Here is a 1,313-nt window from a genome sequence, read left to right as displayed (position 1 = left end):
CCTGCAGCGCGCGCGCCGTTTCCGGTTCCAGCACGGTGGTCGAATACGGGGCGCCCGGCACGATGCCCAGCCCGCGTACCTTCTGCATCATGCCCTCCTCCGCCGCGGTCGGCGGGTTGGCTGGCAGCAGCGAGGCAAAGCGGTTGAAGAACGCCTGCGCGTCCATCGCGGCGACCTGCTCGACCGGAGGCGTCTCCAGGTCGACCGCCGCCGGCGGGATCGTCGGCACCGCCGGCAAGGCGCGGCGGCCATTCGGCCAGGCTGCCAGCGGCGTCAGACGGTAGCCGTTCCGCAGCCGCTGCGCGGCCGCCTGATCGTGCTTGCCGTCGACCTGGATATGGAGCGCCGCCCATGCCATCGCGGTCGGAGAGCGGATCTCGCGCACGCCGGCCGGCAAGGCGCCGGTCCAGTCCGGACCGACGATCGCATAGTTGCCGCGCTGGGTGCCGGTGGTCCGCTTGCCCAACGCGGAGAACACGTTGGACCAGGCGTCCAGCAACTGGATCGTGTAGTAGCGGCCCTGGGTATCCGGCACGCTGAGCACGACCGGCCCGCGCGACAGATCGAGCCAGGCGATCGAGGTCAACGTGTCGGCGTCCGGGCTCGCGATGTCGGAGGCCCCGGGGCGCGGCGCGCCGCGCTGGTGGACAAAGGTATTGACGGCTGTCTGACCGGCCGCACCGGCCGCGGCCCGTGCCGCCATGACGTCGCGCGTGACATCGGTCAGCACGAGGGGATAGGCGTAGGTATAGACTTCGACGGCCAGAGCGCGGGCGTCGTCCCGCGTCGGTTGTACTGCCACCCGCATCGGCGACTCGTCGGGCGGCACCGCCGCGCACCCCGCCAACAGCGCGGCGACTCCCGCCGCGCCCGCCACCAGGCGTATCCACTGCATCATTTCCCGTTCCTTCTTGTGCGGCTGTCCCCGGCGGCAAATGCCGATCCGGGGCGCCTTCTTTTCCGACCAGAATGATGGATAGCCTGGGCCGGGGTTGTCAACGACAGTGTGGCGTCCGCACGCCGCGGCCGGTCGATCTTCGCACCGTGGGACCACGGCACGCGCCCGGGGGCGCGAACCCGGCGGCGGACCAACGGTCAGCCCCCAGTAGCCCACTGAGCCACTGAGCCACTGACCCACTGACCCACTGACCCACTGACCCAATGGCCCCACTGGCCCAGCGATCAGCGGTGATGCAGATGCGGGTGGTAGCGTGGTTCCGTCGCGGCCGGCTTGGCCGGGGCCCTGGAACCGGGCTGACCGGCGCCCGGCGAGCCGGGTTTCGCACCAGGTGCGCCAGGTGCGCCTGGCGCGC

The 1,313-nt window shown here is 71.4% G+C and carries 1 protein-coding gene; it reads right to left on the bottom strand.

From position 1 onward, the window contains the following. Nucleotides 1-898 (bottom strand): DUF1254 domain-containing protein (locus tag B551_RS18225; protein ID WP_023264727.1); only part of this gene is annotated, 898 nt, incomplete at its 3' end. Between the last annotated feature and the right edge of the window lie 415 nt (nt 899-1,313).

Source organism: Cupriavidus sp. HPC(L) (assembly GCF_000307735.3).
GTDB lineage: Bacteria > Pseudomonadota > Gammaproteobacteria > Burkholderiales > Burkholderiaceae > Cupriavidus.
Note: the sequence above shows the minus strand (reverse complement) of the source record. Positions and strands in the feature narration are given on the sequence as shown.